Origin of the sequence: Corynebacterium sp. HMSC11E11 (genome assembly GCF_001807025.1) — a bacterium.
Classification (GTDB): Bacteria; Actinomycetota; Actinomycetes; order Mycobacteriales; family Mycobacteriaceae; genus Corynebacterium; species Corynebacterium freneyi.
Genome location: NZ_KV787166.1, coordinates 1 through 5,742, shown reverse-complemented (window position 1 = coordinate 5,742; position 5,742 = coordinate 1). Strand labels below are relative to the sequence as shown.

The following is a 5,742-nucleotide window of genomic DNA, read 5'->3' as shown; positions in this document are numbered from 1 at the left end:
GGGCCGTGCGCGTCCACGAGGCCGCCGCCAGCCGCGACGCCGTCCACGTCGCCGCCGCCTGGACCGCCGGTCGTGCGCCCGCGGGCGTCACCGCCGACGGCGATTACCCGGTCGGCGGCGGCAACAAGCCGATGGTGCAGGGGGAGGCGCGCTGAGATGGCCGACCGCATCGAACTGACCGGCCTGAAGGTCCGCGGAAACCACGGCGTCTTCGACCATGAGAAGCGCGATGGCCAGGACTTCATCTGCGACGTGACCCTGTGGCTCGATTTTTCCGCCGCCGCAGCCGGCGATGATCTGGCCGCCACCGTCGATTACGGCGCCGTCGCCCGGATCGCGCACGACGTCATCGCCGGGCCGCCGCGCGATCTCATCGAGACGGTGGCCGTCGAGATCGCGGAGAAGATTTTCGCCGCCGACGATGACGGGGCGCGCCTGCTGCACGCGGTCGAGGTGACCGTGCACAAACCGCAGGCGCCGATTCCGCTGGAGTTCGGCGACGTCGCGGTGACGGCGCGCCGGTCGAGGAAGACGCGTCGATGATTCGGGCGGTGCTGTCGATCGGCGCGAACCTGGGCGATGCCCGGGCGGCGCTGCGCCGGGTGGCCGACGCCTTCGCCGACGTCACCGTCGCCCGTTCCGCCGTGTATTCCACGCCCCCGTGGGGAGGCGTCGAGCAGGGCGACTTCCTCAACGCCGTCCTCATCGTCGAGACCGACCGCACGCCCCTGGAGCTGCTGCGCTTCGGCCAGTCGCTGGAAAATGCGGCGGGCCGCGTCCGGGAGGTGCGGTGGGGTCCGCGCACGTTGGACGTCGACGTGGTCCAGGTCGTCCCGCTTGACGACGCCCCGGCCTCCCCGGCGCCCGACCGGGAGGTCGTTGACGGCGAGATCGTCTCCGCCGACCCGGTTTTGACCCTGCCGCACCCCCATGCCAGGGATCGCGCCTTCGTTTTGGTCCCGTGGTTGGACGCCGATCCCGGAGCCCGGTTGGGCGGGGAGGCGGTGGCGGACCTCGTCGCAAAGCTCGATGCCGACGACGTCGCCGCCGTGCGCCGCGACCCGCGGGGGTGGGGGCCGTGAACCAAATGAAGCCGACGTCGCCGGCGTCGCTGCTGGTCGCCGCGCTGGTGTTCGCGCTGGCCGGATACCTGCTCTACGGGCGGTTCCACGGCGACATCGGCCCGCGCAGCTGGTGGGACCTGCTGTTTCCGTGGGTGCTCGCCGTGACGTGCGTCGCCGCCGCCCGCCGGATCCGCTCCGCGCTCGACGACGGCCGCGTCGGCCAGGACTCCAGCCAGATCCAGCCCCTGGTCATGGCGAGGTGGCTGATCATCGGCACCGCGTCGGCGTGGCTCGGCGCCGTGCTCACGGGGTTGTACGCCGGTGCGCTCGTGTGGGCGATTCCCCGCTGGACGGAGTTGGCCGCCGCCGCCGAAGACGGCCCCGTCCTGGTGGTGGGCACCGTGAGCGGCGTGGCTCTCTCCGCCGCCGGATTGTGGCTCGAACGATCGTGTCAGGTTCCCCCGGATGACGACCCGCCCGCCGCGTCGGGAGGGGAACCCGTGCCGCCGTCGGTAGGCTGGGGGACATGACTCAACCGGAGGATTTCGACGTGGACCGAAACGGGCAGCACTCCGACGTGGCCGACTCGGGGCGCGTCGAGGAGTGGGGCGACAACTCCGACGGGACCGCCTCCGCCGACCGCCCCGTCGCGGCCGGTGATGGAGACACCACCGACAAGGTGGCCACGGGGATGATGGTGGCGCTCATCGCGCTGGCCGTCATCGCCAGCGTCGTGATGCTCTTCACCGACTCCACCGGCTGGATGAAGATCGCCGTGCTGGCCGGCCTGTGGGCCGCGGTCATCGGCGCCCTGCTGGTCACCCGCTACCGCCGCCAGCTCGCCGCCGAACGCGAGCGCATCGCCGACCTGGAGGTCATGCACGGCCTGGAGCTCGACCGCGAGCTGGCCACGCACCGCGAGCAGGAGCTCATCCTCGAGCAGAACTACCTCGACTCCCTCGACGCGAAGTCGGACGACACCATCGCCCAGCTGCGCGCCGAGATCGTCGCGCTGCGCGAGCATCTCGCCGAACTGCTCGGCGCCGACCTCGACGAGGAGCGCATCGCCCTGCGCGCCCGCGCCGAACGCCTCCGCGAGCTCGACGCTCCGTCGTCGTCGCCGCTGAAGGACCCCGAGTCGCACCAGCGTCCGAAGCCGCGCGCCACCGCCCACCGCGCCGAAGCCACCGCCAACGGTTCGGTCGGTTCCCACACCAACCACGGTCCGCATGGCCCGGACGGTCCGCATGGCCCGTCGGTGCCCGGCGTGCCCGAGGAGTGGGACGAGAAGGAAGCCTTCGAGTCCCGCGAAGAGGACGGCCGCGAACCGGTCGACGTGCCCGTCGTGGACAACGGCGTGCCCGGCCACACCTTCGGCGGCGGCTTCAACACCGGTTCCTTCAAGGCCGTGCCGTGGCAGACCGAGTCGGAGGAGAAGGCCGAGACCAAGAGCCAGTTCCGCCCCGCCCCCGGTGCCCATGGCGCCCACGAAGCCCACGGTGCCCACGAAGCCCCGGAGACCCCGGACGCTCCCGACGCCGCCGAGTCCCGCCCGACGGCCGTGCTGCCGCGCGTCGAGGACGAGCAGGCCGATTCCGACGCCGCGACCGCCGACGCTCCGAAGATCACCGAGCCGGGCACCTACGCCGCCCATGCCGCGCGCGATGATCGCGCTGCCTGGGGCACGCACGCCGAGCAGGCAGAGCAGGCCGAACCGGCCCCGCAGCCCGAGTCGGCCCCGCAGGGCGAGCAGTCCGACGCTCCCGCCGACGCGGCCCCGTCCGGTCGCCGCGGCCGCCGTCGCGCCGAGGACCACGAAGGCGGCCTGACCGTCGCCGAGCTGCTCGCCCAGATGCGCGAGCGCCGGGAAGCCGGGGAGTAGACCACCAGTGCCGGGAGCCCCCCGACTCACCGTCGCCGTCATTTCCGCCGGGGCGGTCGGCACCGCCGTGGGCGAAGCGCTCGCCCGCGCCGGCCACGCCGTCACCGCCGCCGTCGCCCGATCGGACGCCTCCCGCGCCCGCGCTGCGCTGCGCCTGCCCCAGGCCCGCATCACCGACGTCGTCTCCGCCGCGCGCGACGCCGAACTCATCATCCTGGCCGTGCCCGACCCCGAACTGCCCGACGTCGTCGAGCAGATCGTTCCGCACGTCGGGGACGGGCGCATCGTCGTCCACGTCGCCGGCTCCCGCGGCCGCGCCGTCCTCGACCCCATCGCCCTGACCGGTGCGCTGACCATCGCCGCCCACCCGGCCATGACCTTCGCCGGCGTGCCCGACGACACCGACCGGCTCACCGGCTGCCCGTGGGGCGTCACCGTCGGCGACGAACTGTCCCGCACCGTCGCCGAACTGCTCATCTCCGAAATCGGCGGCCGCGCCATCCCCATCCCGGAAAGCCGCCGCCCGCTGTACCACGCGGCCATGGCCCACGGCTCCAACCACCTCGGCGCCGTCGTCGCCGACGCCGTCGACCTCCTCGCCCGCGCCATCTCCGACGGCGGCGACCCGTCGGCCACGCACTCGCCCGGCGCCGCCCGCGACCAGGCCGCCGCCCTCCTCGGGCCGCTGCTGGAAGCCTCGCTGGACAACGCACTGAAGTGGGGCCCGCGGGCACTGACCGGGCCGGCGGCCCGCGACGACGCCGGCACCGTCGTAAAGCACCTCAACGTCATCGACGACGAACTGCCTCGCGCAACCCCCGCCTACCGCGCACTGGCCCGACGCATCGCCGAAATGAAGGGATCCACCCACGTCCTGCGCGAACTGGACGACCGGCCCACCGGGGCCGACTAGGATCGACTGCGGCCGGGGGACTACCGTCTATCGGGAGTTTCCCCCGGGACCCCTCGGGGGGACGCACCACGAACGTCAGACGGGCGTTCGCGCATTTTCGGAGGAAACGTGAGCGGCTACACCGCCGGAGACATCACCGTCCACGACACCATCGCGGGCATCTCGCAGGTCACGCGCGCCATGCGCAAAACCGGGCGACCCGTTGTGCTCGTGCCCACCATGGGCGCCCTGCACGAAGGCCACCTCGAACTCGTCCGCGCCGCACAATCGCTGCCGCGCGCAGTCGTCGTCGTGTCCATCTTCGTCAACCCCCTGCAATTCGGCGAAGGCGAAGACTTCGACGCCTACCCGCGCACCCTCGACGACGACGTCGCCAAGCTCAAGGCCATCGGCTGCGAACTCGTCTTCGCCCCCACCGCGCGCGAGATGTACCCCAACGGGTTCCGCACCACCGTCCAGCCCGGCCCGCTCGCCGACGAACTCGAAGGGGCCACCCGCCCCGGACACTTCGCCGGCGCGCTGACCGTGGTCAACAAACTGTTCAACATCACCAACTGCACCGACGCCGTCTTCGGCGAAAAGGACTACCAGCAGCTGGCGCTGATGCAGCAGATGGTCACCGACCTGAACATGCCGGTGCAGCTGCACGGCGTGCCCGTCATCCGCGAGACCGACGGCCTGGCCATGAGCTCCCGCAACCGCTACCTCTCCGAGGAGGAACGCGAGCTGGCCGTGACCCTGTCGGCGGCGCTGATCGCCGGCGCGCACGTGGGCGACCACGGTGCCGAGGCGGTGTTGTCGACCGCGCGGGCCGTGCTCGCCGAGCGTCCCGAGGTCGACGTCGATTACCTCGAGCTGCGCGGCGCCGGCCTGGGCCCCGCGCCCGAGGAAGGAGAGGCGCGGTTGCTCGTGGCGGCGAAGGTCGGGGCGACTCGACTGATCGACAACGTCGGCGTGGTGCTCGGCGACATGCGGGAGCGCGAGATCGCCCAGGCCGCGCTGTCGGCCGCCGGCCTCGACGACCAGCCGCTGACCGACGAGGAGATGGCCGAGCTGAAGAAGCTCAAGGCCCGCGTCGACGAGGTCCGCGCCGAGCGGGAGGCCCGCGAAGCCCGCGACGGTCTGCGCGACGCCGGATTCGCCGCGGGGGGAGCGGATTCTCGCGCCGACGGTGCCGAGGGTGGTACGGTTCGTCGTCCGGCTTCGGAGGGCGACGGCGCCGCGACCGCCCGCCCCGAATCCGAATCCGCCGATTCCAACCCCGCCGATTCCGACGTCACCGGATCCGGCACTGCGACCGAGGGAGGCCGCTGATGTTCCGCACGATGCTGAAGTCCAAGATCCACCGCGCCACCGTGACGCAGGCCGATCTGCATTACGTCGGTTCCTGCACGATCGACGCCGACCTGATGGAGGCGGCCGATCTGCTCGAGGGCGAGCAGGTCGACATCGTCGACATCGACAACGGCAATCGCCTGACCACGTACTGCATCACCGGTGAGCGCGGCTCGGGGATCATTTCGATCAACGGTGCCGCCGCGCGACTGATTTCGCCGGGTGACCTGGTGATCATCATCGGCTACGGCATGATGACCGACGAGGAGGCGCGGTCGCGGAAGCCGCACGTCATCTTCGTCGACGAGAGCAACCGCATCGTCACCGAGGGCGATGATCCCGCTAACGTGCCGGTCGGTTCCGGCCTGTGGGATCCCCGCAAGCCCGACGAGTTTTCGGGGTAGTCGAGGGTCGATGACCGGCGGCCCGGGTGGTTCCGGGTGGTTGCGGTCGCCGGTGGTCTTTCCGCTTTTGCTTGACGACGCCCGCCGTCCCGCCGTCCCGCCGTGGACGGCGGGTTTCGTCGTTCCCGGCCGCCCGCCCGCCCG

Annotated in this window: 6 protein-coding genes and 1 pseudogene; all 7 read left to right on the top strand. The window is 72.0% G+C overall.

The features are described 5' to 3' along the window. The first annotated feature begins 156 nt into the window (after positions 1-156). The 7 genes and pseudogenes from folB (at position 157) to panD (ending at position 5,598) form a co-directional block, all read left to right on the top strand. Positions 157-543 (top strand): dihydroneopterin aldolase, encoded by a 387-nt coding sequence (gene folB, locus HMPREF3121_RS10740; protein ID WP_070523314.1) that lies wholly within the window; start codon positions 157-159, stop codon positions 541-543. Then, positions 540-1,082, top strand: a complete 543-nt coding sequence (folK, locus tag HMPREF3121_RS10735) for a 2-amino-4-hydroxy-6-hydroxymethyldihydropteridine diphosphokinase (RefSeq protein ID WP_070523311.1) — start codon at positions 540-542, stop codon at positions 1,080-1,082. Before folB ends, folK begins: the two co-directional genes overlap by 4 nt. Before the next feature lie 5 nt (positions 1,083-1,087). After that, positions 1,088-1,594, top strand: coding sequence for a DUF3180 domain-containing protein (locus HMPREF3121_RS10730; RefSeq protein WP_070523315.1), 507 nt, complete (start codon positions 1,088-1,090; stop codon positions 1,592-1,594). After that, entirely contained in the window at positions 1,591-2,946 is a 1,356-nt protein-coding gene (locus HMPREF3121_RS10725; RefSeq protein ID WP_070523308.1) for a DUF6779 domain-containing protein, read from the top strand. Before HMPREF3121_RS10730 ends, HMPREF3121_RS10725 begins: the two co-directional genes overlap by 4 nt. 7 nt (positions 2,947-2,953) lie before the next feature. Continuing rightward, the gene (locus HMPREF3121_RS10720) at positions 2,954-3,859 is read left to right on the top strand and encodes a Rossmann-like and DUF2520 domain-containing protein (protein WP_070523307.1); all 906 of its coding nucleotides are present in this window, start codon (positions 2,954-2,956) and stop codon (positions 3,857-3,859) included. A gap of 108 nt (positions 3,860-3,967) precedes the next feature. Continuing rightward, positions 3,968-4,825: pseudogene (panC, locus tag HMPREF3121_RS10715) on the top strand (pantoate--beta-alanine ligase); the annotation flags it as partial. A 347-nt stretch (positions 4,826-5,172) separates the two neighbouring features. Continuing rightward, the gene (panD, locus tag HMPREF3121_RS10710) at positions 5,173-5,598 is read left to right on the top strand and encodes an aspartate 1-decarboxylase (RefSeq protein ID WP_070523304.1); all 426 of its coding nucleotides are present in this window, start codon (positions 5,173-5,175) and stop codon (positions 5,596-5,598) included. Positions 5,599-5,742 lie beyond the last annotated feature (144 nt).

Bases quoted from the DNA above. Each gene is read 5' to 3' on its own strand.
- folB (WP_070523314.1), top strand. From the start codon at position 157: ATGGCCGACCGCATCGAACTGACCGGCCTGAAGGTCCGCGGAAACCAC.
- folK (WP_070523311.1), top strand. From the start codon at position 540: ATGATTCGGGCGGTGCTGTCGATCGGCGCGAACCTGGGCGATGCCCGG.
- HMPREF3121_RS10730 (WP_070523315.1), top strand. From the start codon at position 1,088: ATGAAGCCGACGTCGCCGGCGTCGCTGCTGGTCGCCGCGCTGGTGTTC.
- HMPREF3121_RS10725 (WP_070523308.1), top strand. From the start codon at position 1,591: ATGACTCAACCGGAGGATTTCGACGTGGACCGAAACGGGCAGCACTCC.
- panD (WP_070523304.1), top strand. From the start codon at position 5,173: ATGTTCCGCACGATGCTGAAGTCCAAGATCCACCGCGCCACCGTGACG.